Below are 16,605 nucleotides of genomic sequence, written 5' to 3'. Positions count from 1 at the left end.
GGAATTGGGAATTGGGAATTGGGAATTGGGAATTGGGAATTGGGAATTGGGAATTGGGAATTGGGAATTGGGAATTGAAAATTGGGAATTGGGAATTGAAAATTGGGAATTGGGAATTGGGAATTGAAAATTGGGAATTGGGAATTGGGAATTGGGAATTGGGAATTGAAAATTGGGAATTGGTCATCGATCATCGCTTGCGCTTGACCAAACTAACTTGAAAAGCGCTATATCAAGTATTCAGAAGCTTTCATAAAACATCATAGCGAGAAACTACATTTTTTCAAATACACTGGGTTTATGAATCCATTAAAAATTGTATCTATAATGATAGCAATCATTCCCGTTGCCCAACCCGCGATTTATTTAACCATTTGATCCTGCAAAACTAATGCTGAAAACTTGCAGCGAGCGATCGGCTTTCCTGACCAACCAAAATCCTAATTTGTAAGATACACTAGAAACAAAAAATCAGCAATGAAAACAACTGCTCCCCCGGTGGGGAATCAGACAAGTGGAACAAAGCAATTTCTCCTTTTCGGTCAAGGAGGCAGTCTCTTTGGCGTAGAGTTAGAAGCAGTGCGGGAAGTCCTTTCCCTCAAAGAACAACCGATTTCCCCGGTTCCCAACACCCTGCCATTTTTGCTGGGATTAACCAACTTGCGGGGCGAAATCTTAGCAGCAGCAGACTTTGGACGGTTTGCAGGTATCGAGCCGGTTGACACCCACCACCCAAGCAGCCGCATCCTAGTGGTGGAAGCGCCAGATCCGCGAGACGTGAGATTGTCGAGAATGCGGATGGGCTTGGCTGTCTCCCGCGTCGAAGGAGTTTTACCTTTAAATCCCGATCGCATTGTCTCAGCAATCGATGTCAGTCCTGATCTAGCTCCATTCTTAAAAGGTTTGTACAATTCCGAAGGACGCTTGCTAATGATTGTCGATGTAGAAGCGATCGCCCATTCCGAACGCTGGTAAGTAGAAGGAAGAAGGAAGAAGTCAGTAGTCAGTAGTCATCAAGTAGAAGGAAGAAGGAAGAATATGGAGTCAATCTAAAATCTAAAATCTCAAGTATAAGGAAGAAGGAAAAATATGGAGTCAATCTAAAATCTAAAATCTAAAATTGATCCATCGCCCGCATTTAAGTTGCCAACTATAAATTTTATCATGAAACTTCTCTATAGCTCGATCGCCACGACATTCACCCTCACATTACCTGACATCTCCCCATCGCTGCTAGCTGGGGTTGCTAATTGCATCATTTGTGTCTGTTACTTTGCCATTGCTGCGCTGATCAGCTTAGGTTTGTGGCGAAACCGTCAATTTGGGTTCGATATCTTCGCCACAGTCACAGCAGGCATATTTTGGAGTTGCGCTTTCGGACACAGCGGCCACGCCGCCGAATACCTGGGACTGCCGCACTCCCCGGTAATGCAAACTGTCTCCGATTGGATAACTGTCATTCCGGCGATCGGATTTTTGAGTTTGTCCAACCGCTACCAGTTATTAGTAGGTTCCACCCAAATCCTGAACTCCAAAAAAGAAACAGAACAAGCGCTGAGCGAAACTACCCAGCGATTTCAGGCAATCTTCGACCAAGCTTTTCAAGTGATCGCATTATTGCAGCCAGACGGTACTCTGCTCGAAGCCAATCGGACAGCACTAGAATTGGGCGATTTCCAAGCATCAGAAGTGCTGGGGCTGAAATTTTGGCACACACCTTGGTGGGCCTCATCCCCAACCAACCAGCAGCGCCTAAAAACCAACATTCAACAAGTCTCGACCGGCAAGTTTGTGCGGGAAGAATACGAAATCACCGGAGCCAACAACCAGGTGACAGTCATTGACGTGTCGTTTAAACCGCTGTTAAATGAAACAGGAGAAGTATATCAAATCCTCGCCGAAGGCCGCGATATTACCCAGTTGAAAGAGACAGAAGCCCAATTGCAGCAGCTCACCGCAGAACTAGAGCAGCGAGTCAAAGAAAGAACCCAGCAGATTCAGGAAACCAACGCACTATTGCAACAGGAAGTTCGCGATCGCACCGCTGTTCAAGAGCAATTAAAAGCCTCAGAAGAATTCTTAAACAACATCCTCAACGCCATCCCAGACCCGATTTACGTCAAAGACGAACAGCACCGCTGGTTAACATTAAACGATGCCTTTTGTCAATACATGGGTCGCAGCAGATCAGAACTAATGGGCAAATCCTACGACCTGTTCTTGCCCAAAGAGGAAGCAGAGATATATCGAGAAAAAGACGAATTAGCTTTCTTGTCAAATACCAGCACCGAAAGCCAAAAAACTATCACAGACTCAGCAGGAAACACCCGGTTTCTTTGCGGCAAAAAATCAACATTTGTAGATGCCTGTGGCAGGAAAGTCCTCGTTTGCGCGATGAGAGATATCACCAAGCGCCTGCAAATGGAAGAACAAATGCGGCAAACACTGGCAAAAGTAGAAAATTCCCAACGTTTGCTGCGGACAGTAATTGACGCCACCCCAGACTGCATCTTCGTCAAAAATCAAGACGGCCGCTACGCCCTAGTCAATGCAGGTTTCGCCGCCGCCTTCGGCAAAACTCAAGCAGAAATTATCGGCAAAGACGACGCAGAAATCGGTATATCGGTCGATCATCGCATCTTCGGTAACACCCACGCCGAAACAGACTCCCAGAACCAAATCCAAAACTTCCGGGCCGACAACCAGACTGCGCCGGCTCCCAACGACTCCGCCACCTTAGCCGACGGCAAAATACACGTCTTCGACACCCAGAAATTGTCCCTCAAAGACGCAGAAGGCAACATTATAGGCGTTCTCGGCTTCGCGCGCGATATCACAGAAAGCCGCGAATCCGAACAGCAGCTACTGCGGCTTAAAGCCATCCTAGAAGCCACAACAGACTGGGTAGGGATGGCAGACTGCCAGCAGCGCACCATCTATCTCAACCAGGCCGCCAGAGAAATGTTAAAAGTTGGCGCGGACGCAAGTTTAGCCGAAGTCAGAATTTCCGACCTGACATCGCCCAAAAGTGTTGATACTATTATGAACGTCGGCATCCCCGCAGCTAGTCGGGATGGGGTGTGGAGCGGCGAGACAATTTGGCAGACTTTAGACGGCGAAGAAATACCGGTTTCTCAAGTAATTATTGTCCACAAATCCGAGAGCGGAGAAGTTGAATTTATGTCAACGATCGCCCGCAACATCAGCAATCGCAAGCGCGCGGAACAATCCTTGCAGCAGAACTTGCAAATGCTCGACCTAGCCAGCGATGCTTTGATTATTCGAGAACTCGACGGCACGATTGATTACTGGAATCAAGGCGCTGAAAAAATCTACGGCTGGAAAAAGCAAGAAGCTTTAGGAAAAGTTACTCACAGCTTGTTTGATACGAGATATCCCCAACCTTTAGCATCAATTTCAGCACAGCTAGAACAGCAGGATTATTGGGAAGGAGAACTGATTCACACCACTAATTACCACACCAAAATTACCGTATTCAGTCGCTGGACTTTGCAGCGGGATGAACAGGGAAAACCCAAAGCAATTTTAGAAATTAACAACGATATTACAGATCGCAAGCTGGCTGAAATCGAAAACCAAAAATTGATTTTGCTCGTAGAAAGCAGCTCTGATTTTATCGGCATGGCAACAATGGAGGGAAAGCCAAAATACATGAATGCCGCTGGAATTAAGCTCGCGGGATTGCAAAATATTGAAGAAGTCCAAAGCAAAAGTATGTATGAATTCTTCACACCAGAAGACGCTAAGATTTTCAGAGAAGAAATCGTGCCTGCTACTGTGCGAGACGGTTTTTGGCAGGGCGAATTCCGCTTGAGGAACTTTCAAACCGGCGAAAATATTCCCGTTGACTTCACCCTATTTACAGTCAAAAACCCAGAAACTGGCGAGCCTATGGGGTTCGCAACAGTTAGCCGCGACATTAGCGATCGCAAACGCGCAGAAGAGATGCTGCGCGATCGCGAAAGACTGTTCCGAGCCATTTTCGACCAATCGTTCCAATTAGTCGGGATGCTAGAACCAGATGGCACCGTCTTAGAAATCAACCAAACAGCCATGACAATCGCCGGACTCGGGCGCAAAGACTTCGTGGGCACGCAGTTTGCCGACAATCTGTGGTGGCAGATTTCCCCAGAATCCAAGCAAAAAATCGAAGCTGCGATCGCCTCTGCCGCCGCCGGCGAATTTGTCCGCTACGAAGCCGACGTGCTGGTTGCTGGAGGTGCTGTGATGACTGTGGACTTCTCCCTCAAGCCGATCGTAGACGACAGTGGCAAAATCGTGATGCTGATTCCAGAAGGCCGCGACATTAGCGATCGCAAAGCCTTAGAACGAGAATTAGTTTTGCGTCAATCCCGCTTTGACGCATTTTTTGCAGCCGCCCCGGCCGCCATGTTTATCTTTGACGACCAGTTGCGGTTCGTGCAAGCAAACGAGAAATTAGCCGAAACTACCGGCGTTTCAGTTGCCGAACACCTCGGCAAAACGGTGAGGGAAGTTTTACCGGACATGGTTGATACCCTAGAGCCGATTTTGCAGCAGGTTCTCGCCACCAACCAACCGTTTTTAAACGTTGAGGTGTCGGGAACAACTCTCAACCAACCGGGCGTTATCCGAGATTGGCTGGCGTCTTACTTTCCTTTGGCCGGAGAGGACGGCAAACCGATGGGTGTCGGCGGTGTGGCGATCGAAATTACCGATCGCAAAAAAGCAGAAGTAGAGCGCGATCGGTTTTTCACCCTCTCCCTCGACTTGCTTTGCATCGCCGATTTTGAAGGCAAATTCAAGCGCCTCAATCCCGCTTGGGCAAAAACCCTCGGCTACACCGTAGAAGAACTGCAAGACCAATCTTTTATCGATTTCGTCCATCCCGAAGACTGCGAAAAAACCTTAGCAGAAACGGCAAAAATAGCTAACGGGGCCGAAGTAATCGCTTTTGAAAACCGCTACCGGTGCAAAGACGGTTCCTACAAATGGCTGTCGTGGAAGTCGCGACCGCTAATAGAAGAAAAGATCATGTATGCAGTCGCTCGCGACATTACCCAAAGCAAACAGGCGATCGTCCAACTGCAAGCAACAACAGCCCAATTAGCCAGCTCCGAAGACAAATTTAGAGGCCAAAGCAATCTTTTGCAACTGTTAATTGACAGCATTAGCGACGGCGTAGTTGCTGCCGACGAAAATGGCAATTTTGTTTTATTCAACCCCGCCGCCGAAAATATCTTTGGCTTGGGTTCGACAGATACTCCCCCCGACGAGTGGTCGGGAAAATACGGCTTATTTTTGCCAGATGGAGTCACTCCCTATCCCACAGCCGACATACCTTTAGCGCGCACAATTCGAGGAGAATCAGTAGACGACGTAGATGTTTTCACCCGCCATGCAGCCCAGCCGGAGGGCCTGTGGATAAAAATTAGCGGCAGGCCGCTCAAAGACGAAACCGGAGCAATCAAAGGCGGCGTAGTCGTTTGCCGCAACGTCACCCAAGAAAGAGCATCCCAGCAGCAGATGCAGCAGTTGGCCGAGACACAGCAACGCTTGCTGCAAGAACTCAAAACGCGGCAAAATGCCCTAGACGAAGCTGCGATCGTCAGCGAAACTGACATCAAAGGCCTGATTACCTACACCAACGACAGATTCATTCAAATCTCCGGTTACAGCATGGGAGAATTGCTGCACCGCGACCACCGCATCGTCAATTCCGGCTACCATCCCAAAGGATTTTTTGCCGAAATGTGGCTGACAATTTCGCGCGGCTTGGTGTGGAAAGGAGAAATCAAAAATCTGTCTAAAAATGGCTCATTTTATTGGGTAGATTCGACGATCGCCCCCATCTTCGATACCAGCGGCACAATAATCAAATATATCGCCATCCGCTTTGACATCACCGAGCGCAAAGAAGCAGAAGAACGGCTGGAAAAATTGGCAGCAGAACGCAAAGCAGAAGCCGATTCGATGACGCAGCAAGTCCTCAAATTGTTGGGAGAAATTAAAGGCGCGGCTCAAGGCGATTTGACAGTCAGGGCGGAAGTTACCAACGATGTTTTAGGTGCTGTCGCCGATTCTTTCAACTTCTTAATCGGTTCTCTGCGGAAGGTGGTAACGGGGATTCAAACTTTAGCCGAACAGGTAACATCTGCCACTGGCGAGTCAATCAGCAATACCAGCCAACTCACCCAACAGGCGGAAGTTCAAGCAGCAAAAATATCTGCGATCATGCGGGAGATCGAGCGGATTGTGAATTCGATCCGCGACGTGCGAGATGTTTCGGTGCGGGCTGAAACAGTCGCCCAGCAATCTTCTCACACCGCAGAAGTCGGCGGTATGGCGGTCGATCGCGCTGTCGAAGGCATTAACGGACTCCGGTTGACGATCGCCTCAACCTCAAAAATGATGAAGCGTTTGGGCGAATCTTCGCAGCAAATTGGCAAAATTGTCACTTCGATTTCTCAACTGGCTTCCCAAACCAATTTGTTAGCTCTCAATGCTACGATTGAAGCGGCACGAGCGGGCGAACAAGGTTTGGGTTTTGCGGTTGTCGCCGAAGAGGTGCGGAAGCTTGCAGAGCGATCGGCCGGCGCTACTGAAGAAATCTCGGAAATTGTCGGTACAATTCAAGAAGAAATCAGCCGCGTGATGAAGGCAATGGAATCGGGAACTTTGGAGGTAGTGGAAGGCACTAAGCTAGCCAGCGAAGCTAAAACTCACCTGAATGCCATCATCGAAGTTAGTCGAGAAATGAATGCTTTGGTGCAGAATATTACTCGCGCTTCAGCTAAGCAAACTGTTTCGGCTGAGGAAATTTCTAACAGTATGCAGCAAGTCAACGAGATTGCTAATACTACTGCACAAAAGGGTTCGGATGTCAAAGCATCTTTGGACGATCTATCCGGTTCTGTTGACAAATTGCAAAAGTCGGTGGCAAATTTCCGCAGTTAGTCAGTTGACTGTTGACAGTTGACTGTTGACGGTTGACTGTTGTCAGTTGACGATTGTCAGATTAGATAATTCGGCGATTGAAATCGCTACTAAACAAACGAAGTCCACTGCTAGCGGACTAAGAATGCCGGATTTAGTATTGATAATCGTCAATCCGCCCCTAAAATAATTACAGTCAATTAACCTGACATATAAAAAAAACAGCCAACAGTCAACAGTCAACCGACAACCGACTAATATGAATGACGATGATTTAAACGAATTAATAGATGCTTTTACCGCAGAAACGCAAGAGTTTCTTCAGTCAATGGAGACTCACTTGCTGGCGATGGAATCCGCCGATTTGAAAGGGCGACAAGCGGCTGTTAAAGAAATGTTTCGGGGCGCTCACTCGATTAAAGGTGCGGGCTCGATGTTGGGGTTTCAAAACGTGTCGGCGGCTGCTCACACGCTGGAGGACTGTTTTGTCATTTTGCGCGATCGCACAGACTTGTCGGCCCTGGAACAGGCAACTGTGACTATTTTGCTGCAAGGTGTGGATGCTCTCAAAAAGATTGCGATCGAAGCCATCCAGCACTCGGATGTCACCACTCCCGATCAAACGGCGAACTTGGAGGCGATCGCCCAAATTCACGCCCAGTTCGAGGCAAAATACGGTAAGCCAGAACCTCCGCCAGTCCCCAAAGTCAGCCAATCGCCAGCCCCCGAAACCCTGAAATTGATTTTTGAGCACGAATTGCCGCCAATCTTCAATCGCCTAGAAACCGAGCTTTCCCAAGCTTCCGAGGCAGATTTGCCCAAAAGCGTCACCGCCCTCAATCAGGTTTATTACCAACTATCCGGTTTGGCTGGAATGCTGCAATTGCGAGATTTTGGGACAGTCGCTGAACCCCTCAGAGATTTGATCGACTCAAAGGACTTGACTCTACAACGGTTGCAGTCCGACGGTTGGGCGATCGCCCAAAATTTGCAAACCGCACGCCAGCAGATATTAGACGGAAGGGCGATCGAACTCCCCCAAATCTCCCCCCCACCCTCCGACGAATCACAAGCATCCGAAACCCCTCCCCCAATCTCCCCCTCTCCCCCTCTCCCCCTCTCCCCCTCTTCCCCTCTCCCCAACCCGCAAAGACCAACAATCCGCGTAGATTTAGAACGCTTAACAGAATTAGTAAATCTAGTCGGAGAATTAGTCATCAACCGTACCAATTTGGAACTGCAAGAATCAGAATTGCGGGGCGAAGTCAAGCGAATTCGCCGCAGTATCGTAGATTTAAACCAATTCGGCGGCCAGTTGCGGGAAGAATACGACAGACTGAGTTTTGCCGATTGGAGAGGGGGAAACGACAATTCGGGATTGGTGGGAAAAATTGCAGCAGCAGAAACAGAATTTCCACTGCTTGCTAACGTCAAATCCTCGATCGCCCATAATCACTTCGATATCTTAGAGATGGATCGTTATACAGAATTTCACTCGACAGCATCTGAAGTCATCGAAACCGCCGAATCAATTTCACAATCCGCCACCAAATTAGACACTTTAGCAATGAAATTCGAGCGCAGTACCGACCAACTGCGCCGCATTACCGAACAGCTACGCAGCCGCGTCATGCAGTTGCGAGTCGTCAGTTTCAGTCGCGCCGTAGATCACTTACCTAGGGCGCTTCGAGATATGTGCCTCACCTACGATAAAGATGTCAACTTGCTGTTAGTAGGAAGAGATACCAAAATTGACGAGAGTTTGCTCGATGCTTTGCGCGACCCCTTAATACACTTAGTCAGAAATGCTTTCGATCACGGCATCGAAATACCCGAAATTCGGCAAGCAATCGGCAAGCCAGCCAGCGGTCAAATTGAAATAGAAGCCCGTCACCAAGGCGGTCAAACTATTATTACTATCGCCGATGATGGCAAAGGAATTGACCCGGAAATCATTCGCAGCAAAATTGTTAAAAAAGGTTTAGCGACGGAAGAACAAGCTCAAGAATTTTCGATTGTTGAACTCTATGATTTTCTATTTTGGCCCGGTTTTAGCACTGTCGAAGAAGTGAGCGATCTTTCCGGGCGGGGAGTCGGGCTCGACGTGGTGCGAACAAATTTGCGGACTGTGCGCGGGACGGTGAAGGTGGATTCTCGCCTGGGAAAAGGTACGAGTTTTATCATCAAACTGCCGCTGTTGCTGTCGATTACTGAGGCTTTGATGGTAAAGACCGATCGCAATAAAATAGCAGTTCCACTGGATGCAGTCGAGGAAATTCTGCACGTTAAAGCTTCGGAAGTTCACACCGCCGGCAATCAACCGATGTTGTGGTGGCGGGATGAATTTATTCGTTTGGTGCGGATGCAAGATTTGCTCGAATACAGCGTTCTCGGCCCCGATGGCCCCTCCCCAGACCCTTTGACTCAAGATCACATTCCCGTCCTGGTTTTGGCTTCTAGCGAAGGAATGCTGGCGGTAGCAGTGGAACGCCTGATCGGCCAGCAGGAAATTGTGGTTAAACCTCTGCCGCCCCCTCTCTCCAAGCCTCGCGGGGTTTTGGGGAGTACGATTTTGGGGGACGGGCGGGTGGTGACTATTTTGGATGTGGATGATTTGGTGGGTCAACCTTCTTTAGCCAATAGTTCGATCGCGCCTGTGTCGGGTACAACGCCGCATATGGCGCCGAGTTCGAGTCAGTCACCCCAGATTTTGATAGTGGACGATTCCTATACAATTCGGCAGTTATTGTCTCTGATGCTGACTCGCGCCCGCTACCGAGTCGTGCAGGCTAAAGACGGTTTGGATGCCCTGGAAAAGCTGCAAAATGGTCTCGATTGCAGTTTGGCGATTGTTGATATTGAAATGCCCCGGATGGATGGATTTGAATTATTGCGCTCTATGCGATCGACCCAGCGGTTTGCTAAAATCCCTGTAGCCATGCTGACCTCCCGCAGCGGCGAAAAACACCGACAAATGGCAATGGAATTAGGCGCAAATCAATATTTCACCAAACCTTACAGCGAATCCCAACTTTTAGAAGCCATCCCCAAATTAATCAAACATTAAATAATTAGTCAGTAGTCATTAGTCAGTAGTCAGTAGTCAGTAGTCAGTAGTCAGTAGTCATTAGTCATTAGGAATACAAATGTTTCGAGCTTTTGGATTTACCAATTACCAATTACCAATCCCCCAATCTAAAATCGCATGACTCACACGAATTACAATCGTCGTTTTCGCAGCAAGAAACAAGGCGCTGTCAGAACGCCTCCTCGAAAACTTATTTCCTTTGAACTGGGAAACGTTAATTATGCAGTTTCTATAGAAAAAGTGCAGCGCGTGGTTAAAGACTTTAATCCCTACGGTTTTTTAAATAGCGGTCAAAGTTTAGTGCGGCACCAAGAAGAACTGATTACCTTGATTAATTTATCCAAAATATTTCCTAGCAGTCGGAGCATTGCTGACTGCAACTACCTGATTGTTTGCAGCTTAAATAAGAGCGATCGCCTGGGAATTCCCATTCCTGATATGCCCAAGATTTTGGAAATTTCCGAAGAAAGCTTCGGCGAAATTCCCGAATTGTACCGCAAACAGCAACTACCTCCGGTAATAGAAAAGATAATTCGCGCACCCGACGGTTCTGAAGTCTTTTATCTGAATTTGGATCTATTTAGCGAAATGTAGCGCGCCCGCTGCTAATCAATGTTAGGTAGTAATGAGGACTTGAGTTTTCTTGAAAATCTGAGGACTAAAATCCTCACTACCAACCAATTTTATATTTTTATGTCAAACACATATAACGTAATTATTATCATATAATACGGCAATAAAGGCGCATAATATCATACAATATAAATGATTTATTTGCAATGTTTTTATGAAAAAAATCACAAGATTGTCGATCGCCCTGCTAATGTTTGCCGCTACTCTACAATATCCGCAGATGGGACTGCAACAAAGGGCGATCGCCCAAACACCAACACCCCAACCAGAAACACCTCAACCACCAATCATCCAACCACAAATACCCGAACCACCAAGACTCCAACCACCAACAACTCAACCACCAACACCCCAAACACCAACACCCCAACCAAAAGCAGAAGATCCCAAAAACCTCGGCTACGTCTCCCCAGAATTTGCCGAAAAATTTTCCCAGCAACAAATTGACCAAATTAACGCCAACGTCGAAACGCTGTTGCTAACCCAAAGCTGCGTCCGGTGTGACCTCCGAGCGATAAAATTAGTTAACATACGCTTAAAAAATGCGATCGTCACAGGAGCAGATTTATCAGACGCCAACCTCAGCGGCAGTACCTTCGAGATCTCAGATTTTGTCAACACCAATATGGCTCGCACAGACTTAAGCGGAACCCAGTTAATCGGAGCAAGAATCAGCAACACCAACCTCCGAAAAGCTAACTTGACAGGAACCAATTTAGACGGCGCAGATTTGCGATTTGCCGACCTCAGAGATGCCAACCTGTCAAATGCCAACCTCCGCAATGCTAACATCGACGGAGCCAGTTTGGACAGAGCCAGCATGGGAGGTACAACAATGCCAGACGGCAGCAAAAAGCAATAATATCAATCCAGCTTGAATATCCGCTTCATTCTTGAGTCCGCGCAGGCGGACTTCGTTTGTGTAGTCGCGGTTTCAACCGCCGAGTCTTATTGATTGGACATCAAACAGCCAAAAATCTCTGAACCACCTCATCGCTCAATTCGCCAGTGCTTCCAGAAGCCACAATCCCACCTTTTTGCATAGCATAATACCAGTCAGCTTGCCGCACAAAATGCAAATGCTGCTCCACCAACAAAACCGAAATTCCCCTAGTCGCAACCACGCGGCGCACCGCAGCCTCTATATCCAAAATAATAGACGGTTGAATCCCCTCCGTCGGTTCATCCAAAACCAGCAATTTCGGCTCACCCATCAAAGCCCTAGCAATCGCCAACTGCTGCTGCTGTCCCCCACTCAAATCGCCTCCCATGCGATCGAGCATAGTCTTCAAAACCGGAAATAACTCAAAAATCTCATCAGGAACTTCAGGATTTTTTGTCAGAGTTGGTTTCGCTTCCAAACCTAACAAAAGATTTTCTTTCACAGTCAAACGGGGGATAATTTCGCGCCCTTGAGGCACATAACCAATGCCCATTTTAGCCCGCTGGTGAGTCAACTTAGAAGCAATAGATTGTCCGCCAAAATTAATTGTGCCGCTGCGCGGTTGCAGCAACCCCATAATCGTTTTTAGCATCGTAGTTTTGCCAACACCATTGCGGCCGATCAAACAAACCATTTGCCCCGCATTGACGCTTAAATCGACACCGCGCAAAATGTGACTTTCGCCGTAATAAACATTCAAATCAGAGACTTGCAGCATATATTTAATAATGGGTAATAACTAATGATCAATGACTGATGACTAATGACTAATGACAATTGTCAACTATCAACTGTCAGGTTTTCCTAAATATACCTCAATTACGCGATCGTCATTTTGCACCTCATCCATCGTTCCTTCACACAAAACAGAACCCTGATGCAGCACCGTCACCTTTTGAGCAATTTGCCGCACAAACTCCATATCATGTTCTATCACTAACACCGAATGACTTTCGGCCAACGAAATCAGCAAATCTCCAGTCAGCGCCGTTTCCTCATCAGTCAAACCAGCCACAGGTTCATCTACTAACAACAAATCGGGAGATTGAGCCACCAACATCCCAATTTCCAACCACTGCTTTTCCCCGTGAGAAAGCAAACCAGCAGAAACATCAGCTTTAGCAACTAAACCAATTGTTTCTAACAAACCCGCAACCGTGCGTTTTTCAGCTACAGGAGAACCTTTAAATAGAGTAGGAAATACATTTTTATTGCCGTTGCAAGATAGCTCTAAATTTTCCCTCGGCGTTAAATTCAAGTAAACTCGCGGTGTCTGAAACTTGCGGCCAATACCCAGGCGAGCAATCTGATATTCCGACAATTTTCGCAAATTTTTCCCCTTAAATAATACACGCCCTTCTGTCGGCTGCACCTTCCCAGTAATCGAATCGAGAAAAGTTGTTTTCCCCGCACCGTTTGGGCCAATGATCACTCTCAGTTCGCCCGCATCCATGCTGAAATTTAAACCGTTGATGGCTTTGAAACCATCAAAACTAACAGTCAAATTTTCTATTTCTAATACTTTTCCATTCATAATTTTAATTCTGCAATATACAACAACGGGTTTGCCTTAGACTTGCATTGCATAAATCTTTGATTAATCAACCGCCGATTTAAGGCAGATTAACACAGATAAACGCAGATATTTTTTAGAATGCAGAGCAAATGAATTTAATGGAAGTTTCTTGCAAGGTGCGTCAGCCAATAGTATTGGAAAAAACAAATAAATTTGCAGGATGACGCACCCTACAGCCGATTTATTCTAACTGAAAACTGCTAGAACTGCTCGTTACAGGAGCTTTATGTGCAGCCATAATTCGCTCAGCCAATTTCGAGAGTGGCAGACTTTGCAAATACACTTTACCAGGCCCGGTTAGCTTGACTAAAAACAAGCCTTCGCCGCCAAATAAAGCATTTCTAAAGCCACCCACAAACTGAATATCGTAATCTACAGTCGGCGCAAAAGCGACCAAACAACCAGTGTCTGCTCGCAACACTTCGCCAACTCCCAAATTTTTCTCAACTATTGTTCCTCCCGCATGAACAAAAGCGAGGCCGTCACCCTGCAATTTTTGCAGAATAAAGCCTTCTCCGCCAAAGAAACCGGCACCGAGTCGCTTGGTGAAAGCTACATCAATGTCAATCCCATTTGCCGCACAGAGAAATGAGTCTTTTTGACACAGAAATTTGCCGCCAAGTTGACCTAAATCGAGGGGAATTATTTGCCCAGGATAGGGGGCGGCAAAACCGACGCGGGCCTTGCGATTTCCGCTGTTGACAAAGGTGCTAATAAAAAAACTTTCCCCTGTCAGCATCCGTTTGAAACCTTGAAATATGCCACCACCTGTGGCTGTTTGCATCTGGATGTCGCCTTCCATGTATGTCATGGCTCCCACTTCAGCCCTCACGCCTTCTCTGGGGTCTAGTTCAATTTCGATGAGTTGCAAGTCGTCGCCGTAGATTTTGTAGTCAATAATATCTGCCATCTCTTTGTCCCTAAAATTAAATAACTCAATATTTTACTACAAAATCTTTCCTGGACAATCCGCAAGCATAACGTATATCATTGTTGAGCATTCAATGTTCAAGTTCTTCTTTTTCTCGCTGTACTTCGGGGTCTTGTTCCAGGCTGGGATAAGTAGATGCGTACTTTGGTTTTTTGAACAGGCGGCGGATGTGTTCAAAATCGTGATGTTGCAGCCATCCAACTAAGCCGTCTGGCAAGACTGTGACTACTATTAAAAATAGCGCGCCTTGAAAAAATAGCCAGACTTCAGGAAATTGTTCGCTCAAGAAACTTTTGCCAAAGTTGACTAACAGCGCTCCCAATATTGCTCCTGATAATGTGGCGCGCCCTCCTACGGCTACCCAAATTACCATTTCGATCGAAAATGCAATGTCCATTGCTTTCGGGGAAATGATTCCGGTTTGTACTGTAAATAAGGCGCCTGCTATTCCGGCTAAACCGGCGGATATTGCAAATACTAAAACTTTGTATCCTGTGGGATTGTAGCCGGAGAAACGCAGGCGCACTTCGTCGTCGCGAATTGCTAGTAGCAAGCGCCCAAAACGCCCGCTTGTCAGCCACCGGCAGAGGGCGTAGGTTGCTACTAGAAATAGTATGGTGAGAATGTAGAAAATATATTGAGTGTCTCTACCGTTGACTGTGGCTCCGAACAGGGTTTTAAAGTCTGTGAGTCCGTTGGTGCCGTTAATCAGTTTTTGCTGGCCGTTAAAGAAGTTGAAAAATACAATTGTTGCTGCTTGGGTGAGAATTGAAAAGTAAACGCCTCGAATTCTATTGCGGAATACTAAGTAACCTAAAAGTCCGCCTAAGATGGCGGGGATGAGGAATATTGCGATGATTGAGAAGGGAAAAGAGTAAAAGGGTTGCCAAAACCAGGGCAGTTCGGTGACGCCGTAGAGGCTCATAAATTCGGGCAATTGAGTGCTGGCGTTTGGGGGAATTTGCAGTTTTAGGTGCATGGCGAATGCGTAGCCACCGATCGCAAAAAACACGCCATGTCCCAGACTGAGCAAACCCGTGTATCCCCAGATTAAGTCTATGCCGAGGGCGGCAATTGCTAGTGCTAAAAATCGTCCTAATTGGTTGAGACGAGCGTCTGGAAGTATTCCTGGGATGAGCACGATCGCAATTAGGGCGATCGCCCCTACAATTGCTGCTTCTTTTAGCCGTGCCTTTTTTTGTGTATTTTTCATTGTTTTGGCGATCGAAACTGTAGTTGTTAATTCTCAACAGTGCGTCCTTTTTGCGGAAAAATTCCTCCTGGCTTCACTTGCAGAAAAGCCATAATTAAGGCGAATACCATGACTTTTGCCATGCTGGTGGTGGCGAAAAATGTGAAAAAATCAGCTAAGGGCTTGATAGGAGCAAACATTAATGCTAGCGTTCCAGATCCGATCAGGTAATTTGCAGTGCCGATCGCCATTGCAGCAACTACACTCCCCATAATCTTGCCCACACCGCCCACAACCACAACCATAAAAGTATCGACAATATAATTTTGTCCGGTATTTGAGCCTACCGAACCAATCAGACTAATCGCGCAGCCAGCAACACCAGCCAACCCAGAACCCAAAGCAAAAGTCAGCGCATCTACTTTCTCGGTAGGTATTCCCAAACAAGCGCTCATGCTGCGATTTTGCGTCACAGCGCGAATCCGCAATCCCCACACAGACTTTTGCAAAAATAGGTAAATTCCCGCCAAACAAACTCCTGTCAGCGCAATAATAAAAAGTCTGGCGTAGGGGAGTTGAAAATTGCCCAAGGGGATGCCGCCGCGCAGCCATGCAGGCGCTGTCACATCAACGTTTTGAGCGCCAAACCAAGGTTGAGTTACTGCGAGTTTGTAAGTTTCGCTTAAAACTGCGCTGACAGCCCAAGAAATACCCAAAGATAGAGGTAAAATTATGGCGATAAATGTGCTGCGAGTGCGATCGAAATCCGGGCGTCGTTTCAGCACCTGCAAACCGCCAAAAAATAACAAACAAAAAACCACTATTCCCGTTACCAGCAGCCAACTAACGCTGCGGACAAACTGCTGTAAAATCAAACTTACGCCCCACGTCGCCAGCAGAGTTTCTAGAGGCCGCCCGTAAAGATAGCGAATCACTCCGCGTTCGAGAATTAATCCTACCAGTGCCGCGACTAAAAAAGCTAGGGGAATGGCAAATAAAATATACATTTCAAAGGCAAATCCTCCAATACCTTTGAAAACATTCTGCACTACAAAAGTTGTATAAGCTCCCAGCATCATCAATTCGCCGTGAGCCATATTAATCACGCCCATCAACCCGAAAATAATCGCTAATCCCAGGGCTGCAATTAGTAAAACAGCGCCGATGCTAATGCCGTTGAATAAACCGTCCAATAAGCCGCTCAGCACTTTTTTACTCCTATTTTTCTATAATATTTGGTGTAGTTATGTAAGAGATAAGGTACGCATTTCGCACCACGAGCCACCTTTTAGGTTCGTAGTTATCT

The 16,605-nt window shown here is 47.0% G+C and carries 11 protein-coding genes; 6 read left to right on the top strand and 5 right to left on the bottom strand.

The genetic code is table 11. The features are described 5' to 3' along the window. The 6 genes from QUB66_RS25355 to QUB66_RS25330 all read left to right on the top strand — a co-directional run. Window positions 1-221, top strand: a 221-nt coding sequence (locus QUB66_RS25355) for a hypothetical protein (RefSeq protein WP_332970120.1), incomplete at its 5' end; no start/stop codon positions are given. 256 nt (window positions 222-477) lie between these two features. Further along, window positions 478-975, top strand: coding sequence for a chemotaxis protein CheW (locus QUB66_RS25350; RefSeq protein WP_265234632.1), 498 nt, complete (start codon window positions 478-480; stop codon window positions 973-975). 189 nt (window positions 976-1,164) lie between these two features. Then, entirely contained in the window at window positions 1,165-6,957 is a 5,793-nt protein-coding gene (locus QUB66_RS25345) for a PAS domain S-box protein (RefSeq protein ID WP_332970119.1), read from the top strand. A 238-nt stretch (window positions 6,958-7,195) separates the two neighbouring features. Continuing rightward, entirely contained in the window at window positions 7,196-10,003 is a 2,808-nt protein-coding gene (locus tag QUB66_RS25340; RefSeq protein WP_332970118.1) for a hybrid sensor histidine kinase/response regulator, read from the top strand. 138 nt (window positions 10,004-10,141) lie between these two features. After that, window positions 10,142-10,618: a chemotaxis protein CheW gene (locus QUB66_RS25335; RefSeq protein ID WP_265235864.1), complete on the top strand. Its 477-nt coding sequence runs from the start codon at window positions 10,142-10,144 to the stop codon at window positions 10,616-10,618. Between the two features lie 193 nt (window positions 10,619-10,811). Then, window positions 10,812-11,519 carry a pentapeptide repeat-containing protein gene (locus QUB66_RS25330; RefSeq protein ID WP_332970117.1) on the top strand — a complete coding sequence of 236 codons (708 nt, stop codon included), beginning with the start codon at window positions 10,812-10,814 and terminating at the stop codon, window positions 11,517-11,519. 100 nt (window positions 11,520-11,619) lie between these two features. Here the strand turns inward: QUB66_RS25330 and urtE are convergent, their stop codons facing one another. The 5 genes from urtE to QUB66_RS25305 all read right to left on the bottom strand — a co-directional run bounded on the left by urtE (window position 11,620) and on the right by QUB66_RS25305 (window position 16,507). Next, the gene (urtE, locus tag QUB66_RS25325) at window positions 11,620-12,318 is read right to left on the bottom strand and encodes an urea ABC transporter ATP-binding subunit UrtE (RefSeq protein WP_265235868.1); all 699 of its coding nucleotides are present in this window, start codon (window positions 12,316-12,318) and stop codon (window positions 11,620-11,622) included. Window positions 12,319-12,387: 69 nt separating this feature from the next. After that, window positions 12,388-13,134, bottom strand: coding sequence for an urea ABC transporter ATP-binding protein UrtD (gene urtD, locus QUB66_RS25320; RefSeq protein WP_332970116.1), 747 nt, complete (start codon window positions 13,132-13,134; stop codon window positions 12,388-12,390). A gap of 223 nt (window positions 13,135-13,357) precedes the next feature. Then, window positions 13,358-14,086, bottom strand: coding sequence for a TIGR00266 family protein (locus tag QUB66_RS25315; protein ID WP_332970115.1), 729 nt, complete (start codon window positions 14,084-14,086; stop codon window positions 13,358-13,360). Window positions 14,087-14,177: 91 nt separating this feature from the next. Next, window positions 14,178-15,320 (bottom strand): urea ABC transporter permease subunit UrtC, encoded by a 1,143-nt coding sequence (gene urtC, locus QUB66_RS25310; RefSeq protein ID WP_332970114.1) that lies wholly within the window; start codon window positions 15,318-15,320, stop codon window positions 14,178-14,180. A gap of 26 nt (window positions 15,321-15,346) precedes the next feature. Then, window positions 15,347-16,507: an ABC transporter permease gene (locus QUB66_RS25305; protein ID WP_442923325.1), complete on the bottom strand. Its 1,161-nt coding sequence runs from the start codon at window positions 16,505-16,507 to the stop codon at window positions 15,347-15,349. Window positions 16,508-16,605 lie beyond the last annotated feature (98 nt).

It is taken from the genome of Microcoleus sp. A2-C3, assembly GCF_036706065.1.
GTDB lineage: Bacteria > Cyanobacteriota > Cyanobacteriia > Cyanobacteriales > Microcoleaceae > Microcoleus.
This window is presented reverse-complemented; position numbering and strand designations above follow the sequence as displayed.